This window comes from Domibacillus indicus (assembly GCF_023715895.1).
GTDB lineage: Bacteria > Bacillota > Bacilli > Bacillales > Domibacillaceae > Domibacillus > Domibacillus indicus_A.
The window spans coordinates 19,561-39,879 of record NZ_JAMBOO010000026.1 but is presented as its reverse complement, the minus strand read 5'-3'; the positions used below and the strand labels follow the sequence as shown (position 1 = coordinate 39,879).

20 protein-coding genes are annotated in these 20,319 nt (G+C 45.5%); 15 read left to right on the top strand and 5 right to left on the bottom strand.

What is annotated here, in order from left to right; genetic code table 11:
- The first annotated feature begins 122 nt into the window (after positions 1-122).
- The 13 genes from pruA (at position 123) to M3221_RS21500 (ending at position 12,714) form a co-directional block, all read left to right on the top strand.
- A complete protein-coding gene (gene pruA, locus M3221_RS21560; RefSeq protein WP_251273746.1) occupies positions 123-1,670 on the top strand; it encodes an L-glutamate gamma-semialdehyde dehydrogenase in 1,548 nt (515 codons plus the stop codon).
- A 22-nt stretch (positions 1,671-1,692) separates the two neighbouring features.
- A complete protein-coding gene (locus M3221_RS21555) occupies positions 1,693-2,895 on the top strand; it encodes an ornithine--oxo-acid transaminase (RefSeq protein WP_251273745.1) in 1,203 nt (400 codons plus the stop codon).
- A 186-nt stretch (positions 2,896-3,081) separates the two neighbouring features.
- Entirely contained in the window at positions 3,082-4,401 is a 1,320-nt protein-coding gene (locus tag M3221_RS21550; RefSeq protein ID WP_396395220.1) for a Glu/Leu/Phe/Val dehydrogenase, read from the top strand.
- 100 nt (positions 4,402-4,501) lie between these two features.
- Positions 4,502-6,106, top strand: a complete 1,605-nt coding sequence (locus tag M3221_RS21545; RefSeq protein WP_251273744.1) for a M20/M25/M40 family metallo-hydrolase — start codon at positions 4,502-4,504, stop codon at positions 6,104-6,106.
- 134 nt (positions 6,107-6,240) lie between these two features.
- The gene (locus M3221_RS21540) at positions 6,241-7,056 is read left to right on the top strand and encodes an ABC transporter ATP-binding protein (RefSeq protein WP_251273743.1); all 816 of its coding nucleotides are present in this window, start codon (positions 6,241-6,243) and stop codon (positions 7,054-7,056) included.
- A gap of 26 nt (positions 7,057-7,082) precedes the next feature.
- Positions 7,083-8,801, top strand: a complete 1,719-nt coding sequence (locus M3221_RS21535) for an ABC transporter ATP-binding protein (protein ID WP_251273742.1) — start codon at positions 7,083-7,085, stop codon at positions 8,799-8,801.
- Positions 8,802-8,937: 136 nt separating this feature from the next.
- The gene (locus M3221_RS21530) at positions 8,938-9,234 is read left to right on the top strand and encodes a DUF3219 family protein (RefSeq protein WP_251273741.1); all 297 of its coding nucleotides are present in this window, start codon (positions 8,938-8,940) and stop codon (positions 9,232-9,234) included.
- Entirely contained in the window at positions 9,231-9,914 is a 684-nt protein-coding gene (gene rpiA, locus M3221_RS21525) for a ribose-5-phosphate isomerase RpiA (protein WP_251273740.1), read from the top strand. Before M3221_RS21530 ends, rpiA begins: the two co-directional genes overlap by 4 nt.
- A gap of 4 nt (positions 9,915-9,918) precedes the next feature.
- Complete coding sequence (locus M3221_RS21520) at positions 9,919-10,293, top strand: hypothetical protein (RefSeq protein ID WP_251273739.1); 375 nt, start codon at positions 9,919-9,921, stop codon at positions 10,291-10,293.
- Positions 10,294-10,392: 99 nt separating this feature from the next.
- Positions 10,393-10,800, top strand: coding sequence for an Rrf2 family transcriptional regulator (locus tag M3221_RS21515; RefSeq protein WP_251273738.1), 408 nt, complete (start codon positions 10,393-10,395; stop codon positions 10,798-10,800).
- Between the two features lie 182 nt (positions 10,801-10,982).
- Positions 10,983-11,381: a DoxX family protein gene (locus M3221_RS21510; protein WP_251273737.1), complete on the top strand. Its 399-nt coding sequence runs from the start codon at positions 10,983-10,985 to the stop codon at positions 11,379-11,381.
- Between the two features lie 198 nt (positions 11,382-11,579).
- On the top strand, positions 11,580-12,086 hold the full coding sequence (locus M3221_RS21505) for a flavin reductase family protein (RefSeq protein ID WP_251273736.1): 507 nt from the start codon (positions 11,580-11,582) through the stop codon (positions 12,084-12,086).
- Between the two features lie 151 nt (positions 12,087-12,237).
- Entirely contained in the window at positions 12,238-12,714 is a 477-nt protein-coding gene (locus M3221_RS21500) for a C40 family peptidase (RefSeq protein WP_251273735.1), read from the top strand.
- 143 nt (positions 12,715-12,857) lie between these two features.
- Here the strand turns inward: M3221_RS21500 and M3221_RS21495 are convergent, their stop codons facing one another.
- Together M3221_RS21495 and murB are read right to left on the bottom strand one after the other, a co-directional pair.
- On the bottom strand, positions 12,858-13,592 hold the full coding sequence (locus M3221_RS21495) for a MurR/RpiR family transcriptional regulator (protein WP_251273734.1): 735 nt from the start codon (positions 13,590-13,592) through the stop codon (positions 12,858-12,860).
- A gap of 55 nt (positions 13,593-13,647) precedes the next feature.
- Positions 13,648-14,544 carry a UDP-N-acetylmuramate dehydrogenase gene (murB, locus tag M3221_RS21490; protein WP_396395227.1) on the bottom strand — a complete coding sequence of 299 codons (897 nt, stop codon included), beginning with the start codon at positions 14,542-14,544 and terminating at the stop codon, positions 13,648-13,650.
- Positions 14,545-14,729: 185 nt separating this feature from the next.
- On the opposite strand from murB, the gene M3221_RS21485 reads away from it, so the two are divergent.
- Both M3221_RS21485 and M3221_RS21480 read left to right on the top strand, forming a co-directional pair.
- Positions 14,730-15,092 carry a YidH family protein gene (locus M3221_RS21485; RefSeq protein WP_251273732.1) on the top strand — a complete coding sequence of 121 codons (363 nt, stop codon included), beginning with the start codon at positions 14,730-14,732 and terminating at the stop codon, positions 15,090-15,092.
- Between the two features lie 181 nt (positions 15,093-15,273).
- Positions 15,274-16,290, top strand: a complete 1,017-nt coding sequence (locus tag M3221_RS21480) for a C40 family peptidase (protein WP_251273731.1) — start codon at positions 15,274-15,276, stop codon at positions 16,288-16,290.
- 28 nt (positions 16,291-16,318) lie between these two features.
- On the opposite strand, the gene M3221_RS21475 is transcribed toward M3221_RS21480, so the two are convergent.
- The 3 genes from M3221_RS21475 to M3221_RS21465 all read right to left on the bottom strand — a co-directional run bounded on the left by M3221_RS21475 (position 16,319) and on the right by M3221_RS21465 (position 20,280).
- Positions 16,319-17,305: a carbohydrate kinase family protein gene (locus tag M3221_RS21475; protein ID WP_251273730.1), complete on the bottom strand. Its 987-nt coding sequence runs from the start codon at positions 17,303-17,305 to the stop codon at positions 16,319-16,321.
- Position 17,306: 1 nt separating this feature from the next.
- Positions 17,307-18,779 (bottom strand): glycoside hydrolase family 32 protein, encoded by a 1,473-nt coding sequence (locus M3221_RS21470; RefSeq protein ID WP_251273729.1) that lies wholly within the window; start codon positions 18,777-18,779, stop codon positions 17,307-17,309.
- 61 nt (positions 18,780-18,840) lie between these two features.
- A complete protein-coding gene (locus M3221_RS21465; RefSeq protein ID WP_251273728.1) occupies positions 18,841-20,280 on the bottom strand; it encodes a sucrose-specific PTS transporter subunit IIBC in 1,440 nt (479 codons plus the stop codon).
- Positions 20,281-20,319 lie beyond the last annotated feature (39 nt).

Sequence of the window (20,319 nt, the reverse complement as noted above, 5' to 3'; positions counted from 1 at the left end):
AAAATAATTTTGCGTATCGAAAGAGTTTCAAGGAAACAAAAGCTGATCTTCCGCTCGTTAAAAAAATGGCATGCTTCTTGCATAGTATAAAGCGAGACAGTTATTTTTCTGGAGGGATCATCATGGTAATCGCATACAAGCACGAACCATTTACTGATTTTAGTGTGGAAGAAAACAAGCAGGCGTTTCAAGAGGCGCTTGGGTTTGTAAATACAAAGCTCGGTGAAGAATACCCGCTTGTCATTAATGGAAAGCGTGTACAGACAGAAAAGAAAACAACATCCATCAACCCGGCACGCAAGGAAGAAGTGATCGGAACGGTTTCAATGGCAGGTAAACAAGAAGCCGAGCAGGCGATGCAGGCAGCGCTCACTGCTTTCCAAACGTGGCAGTATACAGATCCGTCAGCACGCGCTCAGATTTTATTCCGCGCAGCTGCGATTATCCGGCGCAGAAAGCATGAATTCTCGGCATGGCTTGTAAAAGAAGCAGGAAAACCATGGGAAGAAGCAGATGCAGATACAGCGGAAGCGATTGATTTTCTGGAGTACTATGCACGCCAAATGAACGAGCTGAAAAAGGGATCACCCGTTCAAAGCCGTCCGAGTGAGCACAATGAGTTCGGTTACATTCCGCTTGGTGTCGGCATTGTGATTTCACCGTTTAATTTTCCGCTGGCTATCATGGCCGGCACAACAGTTGCAGCCATTGTAACGGGCAACACTGTTCTGTTAAAACCGGCAGAAACCACACCGGTTATTGCAGCAAAATTTGTAGAGGTGATGGAGGAAGCAGGTCTTCCACCGGGCGTTCTGAATTATATCCCGGGCAGCGGTGCCGAAATTGGCGACTTTTTAACGGAGCATCCAAAAACACGCTTCGTTTCGTTTACCGGCTCTCGTGCCGTTGGCTGCCGTATTTACGAACGGGCATCAAAAGTGCAGGAAGGACAAATTTGGCTGAAGCGGGTTATTGCAGAAATGGGCGGAAAAGACACGATGCTTGTTGACAGCAGCGCCGATTTGGATCTTGCTGCAACATCTATTGTTTATTCAGCTTTTGGATTTTCCGGCCAAAAATGTTCCGCGGGATCACGCGCAGTCATTCACGAAGATGTATATGATGAAGTGCTCGAAAAGGCAGCGGCCTTAACGAAAACCTTAACGCTGGGCAGCCCGGAATCTGCTGATACGTATATGGGCCCGGTGATTGACGAACGGGCATTCCAAAAAATTATGAACTACATTGAAATTGGCAAAGGAGAAGGCCGGCTTGTAACCGGAGGAAACGGAAATGACGAAACTGGCTACTTTATTGAGCCGACGATTATTGCCGATGTAGGGGAACGGGACCGCCTCATGCAGGAAGAAATTTTTGGCCCGGTCGTCGCATTTTGCAAGGCAAGAGATTTCGATCACATGCTGGAGATTGCAAACAACACAGATTACGGCTTAACCGGAGCACTTATCTCCAACAATCGTGAACATATTGACAGAGCCCGCAAAGAATTCCACGTCGGGAACCTTTACTTTAACCGCGGCTGCACAGGTGCTATTGTCGGCTACCAGCCATTTGGCGGCTTTAACATGTCAGGAACCGATTCAAAAGCAGGAAGCCCGGATTATTTGATTCTTCACATGCAGGGAAAAACAATTTCGGAATTTTTTTAAACTCAAAAAGGGGGAGAAGAAAATGACATCTGCAACAAACTCATCGAAAAAAATCATTGAACAAACGGAGCAATTTGGGGCGCATAACTATCATCCGCTGCCAATCGTTGTGTCGGAAGCAGAAGGGGTATGGGTAAAAGATCCAGAAGGCAATCGTTACATGGATATGCTGAGCGCTTATTCCGCTGTTAACCAGGGGCATCGTCATCCGAAAATTATTCAGGCACTAAAAGACCAGGCAGACCGGGTTACACTTACTTCACGTGCTTTTCACAATGACCAGCTTGGTCCGTGGTATGAAAAAATTTGTGAATTAACGGGTAAAAATATGGCTCTGCCAATGAATACTGGAGCGGAAGCGGTAGAAACAGCAGTAAAAGCAGCACGCCGCTGGGCATATGACGTAAAAGGTGTGGCAGAAAACCAGGCTGAAATCATCGCCTGTATCGGCAACTTTCATGGGCGGACAATGACTGCTGTATCGCTTTCTTCAGAAGCAGAATATAAACGCGGTTTTGGACCGATGCTGCCCGGAATCAAGCTGATTCCATATGGCGATATTGACGCGCTTGAAGCAGCCATTACACCGAACACAGCCGCCTTTTTAATTGAACCGATTCAAGGTGAAGCTGGGATTGTCATTCCACCGGAAGGCTTCTTAAAAGCAGCTTCAACGCTGTGTAGAGAACAAAACGTGCTGTTTATTGCAGATGAAATTCAAGCCGGCCTTGCCCGCAGCGGTAAATTGTTTGCCTGCCAGTGGGAAGATGTTGTTCCAGACATGCTGATTCTTGGAAAAGCATTGGGCGGCGGAGTATTCCCGATTTCCTGCGTTGTGGCAGACAAAGACGTACTAGGGGTGTTTAACCCTGGATCACATGGTTCTACGTTTGGAGGCAACCCACTTGCGTGTGCGGTGTCGCTCGCTTCACTCCAAGTGATTGAGGAAGAAAAACTTGTAGAGCGTTCATTGGAACTTGGTACGTACTTTAAAGAAAAGCTGTCAGCGATTACACATCCGGCCATTAAAGAAGTGCGCGGACGCGGATTGTTTATCGGCGTTGAACTGACAGAGCCAGCTCGCCCATACTGCGAGCGTTTAAAACAGGAAGGTCTTTTATGCAAAGAAACACATGAAACGGTGATCCGTTTTGCTCCGCCGTTGATTATTTCTAAAGAAGATCTCGATTGGGCCATTGAAAAAATTCAAAAGATTTTTGCTTAATAAGAAGCCGGCGGATAAATCCGCCGGTTTCTTTTTTTGCTTCCAGACAATAAATTTTTCTGCTATATGCAAAATTTATTGTCTATTTTTATTTTTCCGAAGGCCGATCCCTTTGGAATAGCGTTCGCTGTTTTTGGCATAATCCTTGCATTCTTTTTCATAAGATCAAACAGAAAGGTGGCCGCGATGCCCATGCTGAAAAACGAAATAAAAGGAAAGCCGCTTGTTCAAAAATCAGCAGCGATTCCAAATGAAGAAAAGCAAAAACAAGTAAGCAGCTTGTTTCAATCTACCCAAACGATTATAAAGAAAGCACTCGATACACTTGGATACCCTGAAAGTGTTTTCGAATTATTAAAGGAGCCTATGCGGATGCTGACAGTTCGGATTCCAGTCCGAATGGATGATGGGCATGTAAAGGTGTTTACCGGCTTTCGCTCCCAGCACAGTGACGCAGTCGGCCCGACCAAAGGCGGCGTCCGGTTTCATCCAAACGTGACGGAAGAAGAAGTAAAAGCGCTGTCGATTTGGATGACACTTAAATGCGGGATTGCCAGTCTTCCTTACGGCGGTGGAAAAGGCGGCATTATTTGCGATCCGCAGCGAATGTCAGCTGGTGAGCTTGAACGGCTCAGCCGCGGCTATGTACGCGCAATCAGCCAGATTGTCGGGCCGACCAAAGATATCCCGGCTCCAGATGTGTATACAAACGCGCAAATTATGGCCTGGATGATGGATGAGTACAGCCATATACGGGAATTTGATTCTCCTGGCTTTATTACCGGAAAGCCAATTGTACTTGGCGGATCTCACGGCCGGGAAACGGCAACTGCACAGGGAGTCGTCATGTGTCTAAGAGAAGCAGTCAGAAAAAAAGGAATGAAAATTGAAGGCGCCCGTATTGTTATTCAAGGATTCGGCAATGCCGGCAGCTTCCTGGCCAAGTTTTTGCATGATGAAGGCGCTCGTATTATCGGTATCTCGGATGTGCTTGGCGGTATTCATGATCCAAATGGGCTTGATATTCCGTACTTACTTGACCGCCGCGACAGCTTTGGCATGGTGACAAACCTGTTCGAAGACACGATCTCGAACCAGGAACTGCTGGAGCTTGACTGTGACATTTTAATTCCAGCTGCCATTTCCAACCAAATAATGGAAGGAAACGCAGAGCACATCAAGGCAGAAATTATTGTAGAAGCAGCGAACGGCCCGACGACGATTGGCGCAACGAAACAATTAACCGAGCGCGGCGTTTTGCTTGTTCCGGACATTTTGGCAAGCTCCGGCGGCGTAACGGTTTCGTATTTTGAATGGGTGCAAAATAATGGAGGCTATTACTGGTCAGAAGAAGAGGTTATGCAGAAATTGCAAAAGAGAATGGTCGATTCGTTTAACCTCATTTATGAAACGGCACAAATACATGGGGTTGATATGCGGCTTGCGGCTTACATTGTCGGCATTAAACGTGCGGCGGAAGCAGCGACATTCAGAGGATGGGTATAAATAAAGAGTCTGGCAGTCTTTCTTCCACGAAAATTGAAAAAAGTAAAAGAATGTCCCAGAATGAAGGGACATTCTTTTATTTGGAAAGGGATTGATCGGTATGAAAAAGCGTCTATGGGATTCACCAGAAAAACTTCGTGCCCTGCTGGATGAACTTGTCAGCTGGAAAAGCATCACCCTGTCTGAGGATGAGCGGCAGTTTCCAATGAAGCTGCAATCGAAGCTGCTCGGACTCCACTATTTTCAGCAGCATCCTGAGCACCTGTCCCTTCATCCAGCCGATTTGCGGCGGAGGTTTTTAACGGCGCTTTACAAACATCCAAAAGCTGTGCGCACCATTTGCTTGATCAGCCATTTTGACACAGTCAGTACAGAAGAATATGGCGAGCTGGAGCCGCTGGCGACGCAGCCGGAAGAATTGACCGCCTACTGGCTGGAGCGGCCGAATGATCTGCCGCCGGACGTGCTGGCTGATTTGCAATCAGGTGAGTATTTATTCGGACGCGGGACGATGGATATGAAAATGGGGCTGGCTTTGCATATGCAGCTTATTGAGAAAGCAAGTGTGGAACAATGGCCCGTCAATCTGCTGCTGTTAACCGTGCCGGATGAAGAAGTAAACTCAGCTGGAATGCGCGCCGCTGTGCCGAAGCTGTTGGAACTTCAAGAGGAATTTGATCTTGAATATGAACTATTTTTAAATAGCGAGCCTGTTTTTTCTCAGGAGCCGGGTGATAGGGCACGTAAGGTCTATACGGGTACAATTGGAAAAATTATGCCAGGTGCCCTTTTTTATGGACGTGAAACACATGCGGGCGAGCCATTTAACGGATTAACGTCCCCTTACATCGCGTCATTTTTAACACGAAAAATGGAATGGAACCCCCTTTTTCAAGAAACGGAGCTTGGTGAAACAACACCGCTTCCCGTCACCCTGCAGCAAAAAGATCTTCGTCTTGAATATTCAACGCAGACGCCATACCGTTCATCTGCTCTTTACAACGTATTTTTAATGAAGCAGACAGCACAACATATAATAGAAGGATTTGAACAAATTGCTAAAGAAGCAGCCGGAGAATGTAATGCTGCCTATGAACAAATCTGCCAAATGCATGGTGTGAAGCCGGTAGGGAAGGTCCGTGTCATCCGCTTCGAAGAGCTGCTGCGCTACTCAATCGATAAACTGGGAGAAGAAGCAATAGAAGAAATCAAAGCGGATGTGTACACTCGGGAAGAATGGGACGATCGGGAAAAGTCATTTCGGATCGCGGATAAACTGATTATCCAGTCACAGGAGCTGGCACCAGCCATTATTCTGCTGTTTGCGCCTCCTTTTTATCCCGCTGTTTATTCTTCCGGTGAGGCGCTCGTAGAAGAAGCCGTCGAGTTTCTAACGACATTGGCCCAAAAAGAGTTTGGGCTGCCGATTGAACGGGTCCATTACTTTAACGGTATTTGTGATTTAAGTTATGTAAATGGAAACGGTGAGGGAGAAGGCTGGCAGGCGTTTGAAAAAAATACACCTGTATGGCAGGACGGCTATTCCATTCCATTTGCCGATATGGCTAAGCTCAAAGCTCCGGTTTTAAACATCGGGCCGTTCGGAAAAGATGCCCACAAACGGACAGAACGGCTTCATATGAAACATGCTTTTGAGCAGCTTCCGGTTCTTTTAGAAAAATGGATTAAACACAGAAAGCCTTGAACTCGTTCAAGGCTTTTTTCCTCGAAAGTCTGGACAGGGCAGGCAATTTTATGATAACTTTTAATTGAAACTGATTATCAATTGCAACCGTCCGATATAGATGATAAAGGAAAAACGTAAACGAGGTGGAAGAAATGAGCAAGCTGCGTGCGGAACGAGTAAACATTGGCTATGGGGCTGCGACAATCGTCGAGGATTTAACCGTCGATATTCCAGCGGGAAAAGTAACAACGATTATTGGGCCGAACGGCTGCGGGAAATCCACATTGCTCAAAACAATGGCACGTCTTTTAAATCAAAACAGCGGTTCGGTGTACTTAAATGGTGCGGACATTCACCGTCTGTCCACAAAAGAAATCGCCAAGCAAATGGCTATTTTGCCGCAAACGCCGGAAGCCCCAGCTGGACTGACTGTCTATGAGCTAATTTCATACGGCCGCTTCCCGCATCAAAAAGGCTTTGGCACACTAAACGCACACGATAAAGAAGTGATCCAGTGGGCGATGGATGTAACCGGTACGGCGGACTTCCGTGACCGGGAAATTGACGCGCTTTCAGGCGGCCAGCGCCAGCGTGTCTGGATCGCGATGGCGCTGGCACAGGAAACAGATTTGATTTTACTCGATGAACCAACGACTTACTTAGACTTGGCCCACCAGCTGGAAGTGCTGGAGCTTTTACAGGAATTAAATGAACGGGAAGGCCGGACCATTGTGATGGTGCTCCATGATTTAAACCACGCGGCACGCTTCGCCGATTACCTCGTCGCGATGAGAAAAGGCAGTATCATATGCGAGGGAACGCCAGAAACGGTTATGACAAAAGAAAACCTGCGTTCTGTTTTTCAAATCGATGCGGAAATTGTCCGCGATCCTCGTTCCGGCAAGCCGGTTTGTTTAACCTATGACTTGGTAAAAGCACCAGAACTTGCGCTGGCAGGAAGCCGATAAAGGAATCCAATAAAGCAGGTGACTGTGTGATTAAGTATTTTTTTTCGTATTACCGCCCATATAAAAAACTGTTTTTCTTAGACTTTTTTTGTGCGGTATTTGCGGGTCTGTTAGAGCTCGCATTTCCGCTCGTTGTGAATTATTTTATTGATACACTTCTGCCTGGAGGAAACTGGAATTTAATTATGGCCGCAGGTATTGGCTTGCTGCTTATTTATATTGTAAATGCCGGTCTTCAGTACGTGGTTACCTACTGGGGGCATATGCTCGGCATTAATATTGAAACAGATATGCGCAGCAAACTGTTTGCCCATGTGCAAAAGCTGTCATTCCGTTTTTTTGACAACACAAAAACAGGCCATCTTATTTCACGGATGACAAGTGATTTAATGGAGATTGGTGAAATGGCGCATCATGGGCCGGAAGATTTGTTTATTGCACTGATGACGCTGACCGGGGCGTTTGGCATTATGCTGACAATCAACTGGAAGCTGGCTGTGTTAACATTTATTATTGTGCCGGCTGTGCTGTGGCTCGCTGTTTTCTTCAATAAAAAAATGACCAGGGCTTTTCACCAGCTCTTTGGTGATATTGCTGATTTCAATGCCCGTATTGAAGACAGCATGGGCGGCATTCGTGTCGTGCAGGCTTTTGCGAACGAAACACATGAAAAGAAGCAATTTGAAGAAAACAATGGAAGATTCCGGATGACAAAGCTCGTTTCCTATAAAATTATGGCGCAGAATATGTCGATCAGCTACATGCTTATGCGTATCATTACGCTATTTGTACTTATTTGCGGAACGTATTTTGTGATGCAGGGTGAGCTTACCTACGGTGAATTTGTCGGATTTATTCTCCTATCTAATATTTTCTTCCGTCCGATTGAAAAAATTAATGCCATTATTGAAAGCTACCCGAAAGGAATTGCCGGTTTTAAACGCTATGTGGAACTGCTCCAGACGGCTCCCGATGTAGCGGATGCACCAGATGCCATAGACGTAGACGCAGTACATGGCGACATCAGCTATCATAACGTGACGTTCGGGTACGAAGGGAAAAAGCCGGTTCTCCAAAATATCAGCTTGTCGATTAAAGCCGGAGAAACAGTGGCGTTTGTCGGTCCGTCCGGTGCTGGTAAAACGACTATGTGCAGCTTGCTGCCGCGTTTTTATGATGCGCAGGAAGGATTTATTTCAATTGATGGGCTCGACACGAGAAAAATGTCGCTTGCGTCGCTGCGTCGTCAAATTGGGATCGTGCAGCAGGATGTATTCCTGTTTTCTGGCACAATTCGTGAAAATATTTTGTATGGCGATCTTGGTGCGTCTGAAGAAGCTATCCTGTCTGCTTTAAAACGGGCGCGTCTTGATGAATTTGTTTCTTCTTTGCCAGATGGACTCGATACGGTCATTGGCGAACGCGGCGTAAAGCTGTCGGGCGGCCAAAAGCAGCGTCTTGCCATTGCGCGTATTTTCCTGAAAAACCCGCCGATTTTAATATTGGATGAAGCAACGTCTGCTCTTGATACGGAAACAGAGCTTGCCATTCAGCAGGCGCTCTCGGAGCTGTCTGTCGGGCGGACAACGCTTGTGATTGCCCATCGGCTCGCTACAATCAAGCATGCCGACCGGATTATTGTCGTTACGCCATCAGGCATTGAAGAACAAGGCAGCCATTATGAACTGCTCGAGCAAAACGGCCATTATCGGCGTTTGCATGAAGCGCAGTTCGGCCACGTATAAGCTTATTAAAACCTTTCACTGCTTGGAGCAGTGAAAGGTTTTTTATTTAAATGAGAGCAGTAAAGCGAAAAAATGGCTCAATTAAAAAAGGAGCATTATAATGGCTCTAACAATAAAGATAGGAGCTGAGTGAAAAATGGTGAAGCAAGTGATCTTGAATGATACGCCGATTCAGGTGGAGAATTTTCACGAAGAAACGGTTGTAAATAAAAAGACGGGTGCAAAAGTGCCGAAAATCAGCTTTCAATTTCCCGTCACAAGTGAAGAGTATCATGATATAACGGTTCTTTTATATGAAAATGATTTTCAAGTGAAGGTGCCCGAAAAAGGAATGGAGTTTCCGGCTATGATTCACACGTATTCTACCTCGGTAACGAATTTATATGAAGCGGGCGCAACAGGGACATTCAGTCTGGAACTGATCGGCCGATGACAACGGAAAAGCAGCTCGTCGGTGAAAAAGCGGCGGAGTTTGTAGAAGACGGCATGATCATTGGTCTTGGAACAGGCAGTACAGTACGGTTTACCATTGAGAAAATAGGCGGGCTCGTTCAACAGGGTTTGTCCATTCAAGGCGTGGCTACGTCGATTCGAACGGAACAATTAGCGAAAGAATGCGGAATTCCGCTTCTCAGCCTGGAGGAAGTGGACGAGCTTGATCTGGCTATCGATGGCGCTGACGAAGCCGATCCTGCTTTTCATTTAATCAAAGGCGGAGGAGGGGCGCTTCTGCGGGAAAAAATCATTGCCTCTTCCGCACGGAGATTTGTAGTAGTGGCGGATCCTTCTAAAATGGTCGAACAACTCGGGCGGTTTCCTCTTCCGGTTGAGGTGGAGGCATTCGGATACAAGATGACAGAGAAAAAAATCCGTTCTTTAGGAGGGGCATCTGCATTACGGGTAAAAGAAGGAAAGCCGTATATCACCGATAATGGGCATTATATTTTTGACTGTGATTTTGGTCTTATTGCGTCGCCTGAAGAATTGGAGCGGGAATTGAATCTCATCCCTGGAGTTGTAGAAAACGGATTGTTTATCGACATGGCGGATATGATCATTACTGTAAATGAAAAACAGGAGATACAGGTTAAAAAACGAACAAAACAGGAGTGATAGGATGTATTCAGTAAGCGGCATTCAAGTGTTGGCAGAGGGCAGCTTAAAAGAGAAACGAATTGAGCTGGAAGAACATAACGAAACGTATTGCCAGACGGTCAGCTTTAAAGATCGAGAAGGTGAGCATGTCGGTGACTTGGATATTTATTTTGTGGTAAAAGGCTTTGGAAAAGAAGAGGGCAGCGAAGAAATCGATGTTCATTTTACGGTTCCATTTTTCAGTGCCTATGGCCCCGAAGGCGAGCGGTTTATGGAGGAAGCAGAAGCCATGCAGTTTATTTTTGTTCATTTCGCCAGTGAAGTTCAAGATGTTGTCGATGAAGTACTCGATACGTTATATGAACGATATGAAAACGAGGAAAAAGACCGCTTTTAAATTAAAAGCGGTCTTTGTTTTGCAGTGGTAAAGGGTTTCCCGCTTGTTTGACAAGGATTTTAAGTGTAACTAAAATAAGAACAAATGGTGGTGAAAAAAATGATCAACAGCCGTCTCGCAGTCGCAATTCATATTATGGTTCTTATTGCATCCAATCCCCGTGAAACGGTTTCATCAGAATGGATGGCAGGGAGTGTCAATACAAACCCTGTTGTGGTTCGACGGATTATGGGCATGCTTCGCAAAGCCGGTCTTTTAATCTCACGTGCCGGTAAAACAGGCGCAGCTCTGACGAGGGATCCGGCAGACATTACCCTTCTGGATATTTTTCGAGCCGTTGAGCCGAAAGAAGAATTGTTTGCCATCCATGAAAAACCGAACCCGGAGTGTGCGGTCGGAAAAAATATTCAGTCGGCGCTCGACGTCACGTTTGGGCGCGCTCAGGCTGCGATGGAGCAGGAGTTAAGCAGCCAGACCCTTAAAGATGTTATGAACCATCTCTTATAACAGGGATGGTTTTCTTTTTGAGAAAAAGTAAAAAAGTTTCTAAAAGTAATTGACGTTTTCGAAAAAAGCTGATATGATTATCTCGAATTCAAGATAAATAACCAAAACGTTAGTGGAATATATCGAACTTTTTTTTAACTATATATCTCGAATTCAAGATAATAAAAGAGGAGGAAGAAAGAATGTTAGATGCAGGATTGTTAATTATTCGTTTAGTCATTGGGCTTGCGTTTGTCGGACACGGCGCGCAGAAACTATTTGGCTCATTTGGAGGCTACGGCTTAAAAGGAACGGGAGGCTGGTTTGACTCCATCGGCATGAAGCCTGGTTACGCGATGGCGCTGATCGCAGGGCTTTCAGAGTTCGTCGGCGGTGCCCTGTTTGCGCTCGGTTTGCTCACACCGCTTGCTGGTGTATTAATTGCTTTGACAATGGTTGTTGCGATTGTAAAAGTACATGGTCCAAACGGTTTTTGGAGCACACAAAACGGCTACGAGTACAATTTAGTGCTGCTGGCTGTGGCCATCGGTATTGCCCTAACAGGCCCAGGACGCTATGCGCTGGACGCGCTGCTTGGTTAAAAAAACAAAATAGGAAGAGGGCAGCAGGGATGGGTCCCATTACAGCGGAAGTAAAAGCTGCCGCTTCCCTAATGTGAAAAAAGAGGATAAAGAAAAGACCGTCTGTTCAACAAGGCGGTCTTTTTGTTTTTGAAGTGGTAAAGTGAACCAAAGCGCGATACGATAAAAGCAGGTCTTTGATTAAAAGGAGGAAGGAAAATGGCAGACGAACAAAAACAGCAGTTGTTCAAAGATGCAATGGGCAATTACCCGACCGGTGTCACAGTAATGACAACGGTGGACTCAAATGGCAAACCGGCTGGTCTGACTGTGAATTCATTCGCTTCTGTGTCACTTGATCCCCTTTTGATTTTATGGTCGATTGACCATAAAGCTGCAACCCTGCCAGCGTTTACGGAAAACGGCACGTTCGCCGTGCACATTTTAGCGGGCAATCAAAAAGACATTTGTATGACGTTTGCGACCAAAGGAGCCGACCGTTTCAGTACTTGTAAATGGAACTTTTCACTTGAACACCATTTGCCGGTTATCGAAGGCGCATTTGCTGTTTTTCAATGCCAAACCGTTCAAACAGTGGAGGCGGGCGATCATACAATTTTGATTGGAGAAGTAGACACCATTCAAATTGATGCGGAAAAAGACCCCATGCTCTATCATCGCCGCCATTTTGCTTCGATTCCAGCCACTTTTTACGCTTCAAAGTAGTTTTTTTTAGATAGAAAGGAAAGCACAGGCGAATTTGCTCGCCTGTGCTTTTTATTTTTACAAATTAAATTTTATTGGAATGAAAAAAGGATACACTCATATATTTACTTTTGTGGTTCATTTTTCATTTCAAGGGGGAAAAGCATTGGTTATGAACGGATCAAGGGTAAGATGGGCAGCGGCAGTTCTGGCAATTTTGTCTCTGGCAATAGCTTTTGTGTGTGGTTCAGCCTCAAGTGCATCTGCAACAATCAATTATGGAGAAGAAGCAGCGGCTGTGGCCAAAAGGTATGTAGGAAGTCCGTACAAGTATGGAGGAACAACGCCAAAAGGATTCGATGCAAGCGGGTTTACACAGTATGTTTATAAAAACGCCGCAACGAAAATGACGATTCCGCGCACAAGCGCTGACCAATATAAAATCGGAACCCCGGTAAGCCGAAGCCAGCTCAAACCCGGTGATTTAGTTTTTTATGCAACCGGCACAAAAGGAAAGGTATCATTTGCTGCCATTTATTATAAAAACGGTACTTTTATTGGCGCTACCTCCAAAGGAGTAAAAGTAGTGAAAATGAGCGATACGTATTGGAAGGAACGGTATATAGGCGCTAAAAGAATTGTCAAATAACAAGCAGCATGGATAAACAAATAGAATAATCGGCCTTGTGTTAAGAAAAGCTGCGACAGCTTGGCCGGATATCAGCTTATGATTCCGGCAGCCGGAGAAGGGCTGTGAATGGAACCGGACTGTCTGCTGACAGTCCGGTTTGGCTAATTTTGAATATTCGAAAGCCTGTACAGTTCACGGGCGAGTGATTCAAGGATATACACAACAGGCACCTGGGTTGTAATATTGGAGTGTGCAAACCGCTCCTCTGAAACATAGTAGGAAAGGTTAATATCAGACATTTTGGCAATGGTGCAATGCTTGTTATTTGTAATGCTGATAATGGTGCTGCCCGCTTCACGCATTTGGTGGGTATGACGGATGGTATAGTCGTTTTCACCGGATACAGACAAAACAATCGTCGTACTGTTTTGAAGAAAGTTTGTATGAATTGGATAATGCGGGTCTTTTATGTAAAGGGACAGCTTGCCAAGGCTTGAAAAGTAGCGGGCACCGTACTCAGCTAAAATCCCTGAGCTGCCGATTCCAATAAAGATAATGCTGTCAGAAAGGGACATTGCGCGGGCTGCTTCGAGCATTTGATCTTCAATCGGCCCGTTCAGCGACCGTTCAAAAAAATCTGTGACAGAATGGTGCATGCTTTTGGGCTCAAATGGCTCCTGTTCTTTTAAATAAAGCTTCAACCGAACTTTAAACTCTGTAAAACCATCACAGCCTGCTTTTCGGCAAAAACGCAGAATGGTCGCTGTTGAGACATGTGTTTCCGCTGCCAGCTCCCGAATACGCATATAAATGACTTTGCTCCCATTTTTAGATACATATTGATAGACGGCGGTTTCAAGCTCATTAAACGATGAAATCATTTCATTTGTAAACAAGTGAAGCCCCCCTTACGAACAAAAAGCCGCTTCGGTCGACCGAAGCGGCTTTTGATTAATCTTCGCCGATAATTTTTACTTCTGTTTCAAGTTCTACACCAAATTTTTCGCGTACACGATCCTGCGCGTAACGGATCAAGTTTAAATAGTCCGTAGAAGAAGCGCCGTCCACGTTTACAATAAAGCCGGCATGTTTTTTAGAAATTTCCGCGCCGCCGATCCGGGTTCCCTGCAAGCCGCTGTCTTGAATCAGTTTGCCGGCGAAATAACCGGCCGGGCGCTTAAATACACTTCCGCAGGACGGATATTCAAGCGGCTGTTTTGATTCGCGGAGCGCAGTAAAGGTGTCCATCGCTTCTTTAATTTCTTCAAAACGGCCTGGTTTTAATTCAAACACTGCTTCTAGAATAATGTAGTCTTTTTCTGTGAAAATGCTTTTGCGGTAGCCGAAGTGAAAATCATCTTCTCCAAGCGTGATCAAGTCACCGTCATGAGAAAGAACCGTTGCTTTTCTCAGCACTGTTGACGTCTCGCCTCCATAAGCGCCGGCATTCATGACAAGAGCCCCGCCTACTGAACCCGGAATGCCGCAGGCGAACTCAAGACCGGTTAAATGATGATCGAGTGCCGTGCGGGAAACATCAATGATTTTTGCCCCGCTCCCTGCCGTAATCGTCGTGCCGTCCACATGAATTTGGTCAAAGTATTCAAGGGCAATGACGATACCGCGCAAGCCTTTATCCCGGACAAGCACGTTTGAGCCGTTTCCTAGAATCGTCAGTGGAAGCGCGTGTTCTTTTGCGTAATATATAACGGTTTGTAGATCGTCTATATGTTTAGGCTTAACGAAAACATCGGCTACCCCGCCTGTTTTCGTATATGTGTGCTTATGCAATGGAAACAGTGGATACACAGACTGTTCATCCACTTTCTTCTTTAAGTCGTTTGCAATTTGCAGCGCATCGATAGCTGCTCACCTTCCTTTTCTCATAATCCTCTCTATTATAAAGGATATGAGGGAATTCGTTAATGATCTTTCACGATTTGAGAAATGTTCCCCATTTTTCAGGGTATTGTATGTAAGTATAGACAAATGGGTGCCTGCCTTAAACGGTTGAAGAGGAGGGAATCGACACAATGACAAAAACAAAAAGCACTGCTTTTGTTCAGCAGCATTTGGCGAATGAACGCACTTATTTGGCATGGACAAGAACGGCCATTGCCATTATAGGAATCGGGTTTTTAATCAGCAACCTTCACTTTAGTTTTTTGTCCCGGCATTCGACACGTGCCGATCTCCTGGCAGACATAGTCGGGTTTGCTGCTATTCTATCAGGACTGCTGGTCCTTGCTTTTTCTACACGCAGTTATTTTATTAAAGCCAAGGCGATAGACAACGAGATGTTCAAGCCTGAAAAAGCGAGTATTTTGCTCCTGACAGGTATCATTGTCACTTTAATTTTGCTGTTCGGAGTGTATATATCATTTGTTTTTTCTTAAAAGAACTGCTGCTCCCCAGTTCTTTTTTTATGGGTTTTTATAGGAAAAATAAGGATAAATTATTACAAAAAGATCGAAATTTGTAATTTTACCGTAAAACACCGTAATGTTTATTTTTGCTAGAATAAGATTTATGAGGAATTAAGTAGAGAAAAAAGAATAGGAAATTAGGAGGTACATAGTGAACAGTTGCAAGAAAGCAATTCTTTCATTTTTAGCGGTCATCTTGTTTTTTAGCGTGTCCCCATTGGCATCTGTTAAAGCAGAAGCCGCGTCCATTGGTGAATCAGTTGTTGCTTTTGGGAAAACGTTCATGGGTGTAGAGTACGTGTTTGGCGGCACAACGCCAAAAGGATTCGACTGCTCCGGTTTCGTTCAATATATTTATAAACATGCTGCTGACATTTCTTTGCCGCGCACAACAGGTGAACAGTACAATGCAGGCACAGCAGTAGCCAAAAGCGATCTTCAGGTTGGCGATCTTGTTTTTTACGCTAACACATATAAAAAAGGCATCTCCCATGTTGGGGTATACGCAGGCAACAACCAAGTATTGAATGCCACATCAAGCAAAGGCATCGCGCTTGTTCCGCTAGATGGCGATTCATACTGGTCTCCGAGATATGCAGGCGCTAAACGCGTAATTAAAGAAGAACAAGCACCGGAATGGTTTACAGATGTAGAAAAAACAGACCTTGCGTACAATGCGATTAAATCATTGACGGAACAGGGAGTTATTAACGGATTTACAACCGATACGTTCGCGCCGGACGAAAAAATAACGCGCGGACAAGCCGCAGCCATTATCAACCGTGTACTTGGTTTGAAACCAGAAAAAATGAGCTACTTTACAGATGTGCCGAAAACAAACCGGTTTGCTGTAGATATAGCAGCGGTTCATGAAGCGGGCATTATGAATGGCTACGGAGAAAAAACATTCGGCTTAGAAGAAGAAATGACAAGAAACGAAATGGCATCTTTGATCCAGCGTGCTTTTAACTTAAAAGTGTCTGAAACGGCGGCAGCAAATGTTGTGTATACAGACATTAAGGCAGGCCATTGGGCATACGAAGGCATCGTTTCTATGGCTTCTATTGATAAAACCGGCTTTTTTAAAGGCGACAAGTTTTATGGAACACACAATGCAACACGTCAGGCATTTACAGTGGCCATCTACAATGCGATGAACGCAAAATAAAAAGCACCGCCCAAACGGGCGGTGCTTTTTATTTTGTATCTGAATCAACTTCATTAAGCATGTTTTCTATTTGCTGCAGGGAAGGCAGGGAAGAGATGGCTCCTTTGCCGGTGGTCGTAATGGCACCGGCTGCATTGGCAAAACGGACGATTTCTTCTCCGCGCTGTTCAAGAAGAGAAGAGACGTTTTCTAAATTGGCACCGGCCTGAAGCAGTTGAAATAAAAAGCCGCCAATAAAAGCATCCCCGGCACCAGTGGTATCCTGTACCTGTACAGCAAAGCCGTCTGCTTGGATTTCTGTTCCGTTTACAAACAGTGAGGCACCTGCTGCACCGCGTGTATACACGACCGCTTTTACATCTCCTGTAAACAGGGAAGCAATAGCCGCTTTTTCCTCTGAAATACCTGTAATAAATTCAAGCTCTTCATCTGAAATTTTGATCAGATGCGCTTTTGGTATGAACGCTAAAATGGTTTCGCGGCACGCATTCGGATCCTCCCAAAGCGGAAGCCGCACATTTGGATCAAAGCTGATAAAAGCACCGCGCTGTTTAGCCCGGTCGATTGCTTTAATATGCGCATGCTTCATTGGACTTTCAACTAAATCAACGGAACAAAAGTGCAGAATGTCACCGGGGTGAAACAAGGATTCGTCCACTTCGTCTGCTGTCATCAACAAATCTGCACAAGGCTTCCGGTAAAAAGAAAAGTCCCGTTCACCATCTTCACGGAGGGAAACGAACGCAAGAGCCGTATTGGCTTCACCTGTGCGGATAATGTGCTTGGTTTCCACACCTGCTTCAACCAGCTTCTCCAATAAAAAATCACCGAATGCATCGGAGCCAAGCTTCGTCAGCATGGCGGAGTGCCCGCCGAGTTTTGAAACAGCAGCGGCCACATTGGCCGGGGCTCCGCCGGGTGCGCGTTCAAAGGATACGACATCTTTAAGAGCCAGCCCTTTTTGCTGTGGGATAAAATCAATTAATACTTCTCCAATTGAAAATAATGTACTCATTTTACTCTCCTATCGTCCATTTTACCGCCTGGCATGACGCGCGGCCGCCTTTTGCAAAAAAGCGGATGCCTGCCGAGTCCCTGCTTGGAAAAATACGGCTTGTAAAAACTTCGGCTCCATCGTTTACAAAGAGCTCAAGGGAAGAGGAATCCACAAATAAACGAAACGTCACTTTGTCCCCCGCTAACGAGCAGCTGCGCACAGTTCCATATGGCGAATCCATAAGCGCACCAGAATAAGTTCTATCCAAATGGACCTTTTGCTTGAGGGCGTCGTACGTAATAACGGTTTTTTCTTCTTCGCTTACGCGAATTTCAATTCCGCATGAATCTGCATCCTCCAGCTCAAACGAACAAATCATTTCAAAAGCTGTGCCGTTGAAGCTGTCAAAAGTCTGTACCTCATCACAAAGATCAGCTGAAGCTTCCATTTGAACACCGCGCAGGCGCTCAAGCTCCCGGACTGGTCTTTGCATAAGCCGCCCGTTTTCAATCGTGATTTCCCGGGGCAGGGTCAGGCAGTGCGCCCAGCCATGTGAATCCGTTGGATAAGACATTTCAGGAAGTCCCATCCAGCCGACTAAAATACGCCGTCCATCCGGCGCTTCCATTGTTTGCGGTGCATAAAAATCAAAGCCGCGGTCCAGCTCAGCGAATACGCCATGATCTATGCTTTGTGTTTCAATATCAAGATTCCCGAGAACATAGCCGGATTGATAAATATTATGATAGCAATCGCCTTCCGGCGCAATGCCCTGCGGTGAAAAAACAAGGACACCTTGTCCATCAATCGTAAAGTAATCGGGGCATTCCCACATATAACCAAAGTGGGGAAGGGCGGTTTTAATTTCACCTTCGAATGTCCATGTTTCCATATCCGGGGAGCTGTAGAGCACGACGCAGCCCGTCAGGTTTGTCCGCTGGGCACCGATAATGGCATAAAAAAGCCCATTTTCTTTCCATACTTTTGGATCGCGGAAATGATCGGTATAGCCGGGCGGCACTTCATGAATCACTGGTTTTTGCTTTTTTTGAATAATGCCCTGCTTGTCCATAATGGCAATATTCTGCTTCGGATGCCGCACCCATTGCTCATCACGTGTATTGCCGGTATATATTAAGTACAATTGGTCATTGTGCACGATACCGCTGCCAGAGTAAGCACCATGACTGTCAAGGTCACTATCTGGCCGAATCGCGATACCGGCATTTTCCCAATGAACGAGATCTTTTGATTTTGTGTGATACCAGTATTTAATGCCGTGAACAGGGCCAAGCGGGAACCACTGGTAAAATAAATGATATTCACCATTATAAAAAGAAAAGCCGTTCGGATCATTTAACAATCCTGTTTCGGGCTGAATATGATAAGTTTGCCGCCACGGGGAACCATCCACCTGTTTTTTTAAAGCAGCCAACTCTGATTTAGATATGTCTTCAAGTCGTGTATAACGTTGTTCTGTTGTCCATTGCAATCTGATCACCTCATACTTATTAAAATGAAAAGGAGGTGGAGAAATCTTCTCCACCTAAATGTTATGCTGCTTTTTGCACAGCCTGCTTTTTCTCATCACGTTTCCCAAGGATCATCGTTACAGCAAAAGCAACTACAATCGAAATAAGCATCCCAATCACATATTGAACAAGTCCTCCATGCTGAATGGAAATGATGCCCGGAAGACCGGCTGCGCCAAGCGCAATCGCTTTTACTTTAAAGAATGTCACATACGCCGTTGCTACAGAAGAACCGATCAACGCACCAATAAACGGATAGCGAAGCTTTAAATTTACTCCGAACAGGGCAGGTTCTGTAATGCCAAGCAAGGCTGAAACACCTGCAGCAGAAGCTGTTCCTTTTAATTTTTTGTTTTTTGTTCTCATAAAGACAGCAAGTGTAGCCGCTCCTTGAGCGACGTTTGACATAGTCGCTACAACGAAGATAAAGGAGCCGCCTGTTTTTGCTATATCCGCAAGAAGTTGTGTTTCAACGGCAATAAAGCTGTGATGCATACCGGTGATGACAATAGGTGCGTAAAGCAGGCCAAACAGAGCGCCTCCTACAAAACCGGTCGTATCATAAAGCCAGATCATACCATCAGACAGCAGGTTGCCGGCTGTACGAGTAAGCGGGCCTACAAGTGTAAACGTTAAAATACCTGTAATGAAAATGGTTAAAAGCGGCGTCAGTAAGTTATCAAAGATCGACGGAACAATTTTACGAAGGGATAGTTCCACTTTAGCCAGAATAAAGGAAGCAGCGAGAACGGGAAGAACCGTACCCTGGTAACCGATTTTTTCAATTTCAAATCCGAAAATAGACCAGACAGGAATTTCGTTTTTAGCTAGAGCATCTGCAATATTGTAAGCATTCAATAAATCCGGGTGAACCATCAGCATACCGAGCGTGGCGCCAAGATAAGGGTTGCCGCCGAAGCGCTGGGTTGCAGAAAAACCAATTAAAATAGGGAGAAACACAAAGGCAGCATTGGCAAATGTATTAATAAGAGCTGCTAAATCAGCCATATTTGGATAAGCTTCAATCAGTGACTTGCCATCTACAAACAGTCCCTGCGCTGTGAGCAGGTTATTGATTCCCATCAACAGACCGCCGGCAACGATGGCTGGAATAATCGGTACAAAAATATCAGACAGCATTTTTACAAACCGCTGGAGAGGGTTCATTTTCTTGGCGCCGGCGCTTTTCACATCAGCTGTTGACATGCCGCCAGTACCAGTCAGCTTGGCAAACTCTGCATATACCTTGTTAACGGTACCAGAGCCAAAGATAATTTGGTATTGACCGCCGGTAGAAAAAGTCCCTTTAACGCTGTCCATCGCGTCAAGCTTTTCCTGATCGACAATCGATTCATCATGCAGGGCGAGCCGAAGGCGTGTAGCACAGTGGGCAGCGGCTGCAATGTTTTCCTTTCCGCCAAGCGCTTCAAGCGTTTCGCGTGCAATTTGAGGGTAATTCATTGGAGCTCCTCCTTTGTAGGTAAAGTATAACCGATACGT